The sequence below is a fragment of the Aeromonas sp. QDB68 genome (assembly GCF_027707405.1).
Taxonomy (GTDB): domain Bacteria; phylum Pseudomonadota; class Gammaproteobacteria; order Enterobacterales; family Aeromonadaceae; genus Aeromonas; species Aeromonas caviae.
In genome coordinates, this window is record NZ_JAPCIQ010000262.1 from 1 (window position 1) to 503 (window position 503).

At 56.3% G+C, this 503-nt stretch carries 1 protein-coding gene; it reads left to right on the forward strand.

Annotated features, from left to right (window positions below; translation table 11 throughout):
• Positions 1–123 precede the first annotated feature (123 nt).
• Positions 124–503: winged helix-turn-helix domain-containing protein (locus PG892_RS22555; protein ID WP_270825945.1), on the forward strand; the 380-nt coding region annotated here is incomplete at its 3' end.

Sequence of the window (503 nt, forward strand, 5' to 3'; positions counted from 1 at the left end):
CCTTCCCTTTTTTTGGTGACGCTGTTTTTTTTGAGGTTGCTCCCAGTGACTTCGATACCAACTGGCCCCAAGCAGGTCGCTGTGACAAGATAAGCCCCTGTTTTATCTCGATCTGGTTGCCCGATGAAAGAAACCCTGCCCAGCTATGAAGCCATGATGCCTGCCGTGCTCAAGGTATTGGCCGATGGTGTCGCCCGCTCTCTACGTGAGGTATTCGAGCGGGTTTGCCAGCACTACGCCTTTACTCCGGAGCAGTTGGCTGACACCTTGCCCAGTGGTCGCCAAACCACGCTGCGCAGCCGGGTTGGCTGGGCCAAGACCTATCTGGTCAAGGCAGGACTCATCGAGCAACCCAAGCGGGGCATTTGCCTTATCACCGAACGGGGTAAGGCGGCGCTAGTCTCGGGACATACTATCGACAACCGCTATCTGGCCCAATTCAACGAGTTCGTGGCGTTTACCCTGGCCTCCAGTGAGAGCGCAGGCAATACGCAACAAGCCAT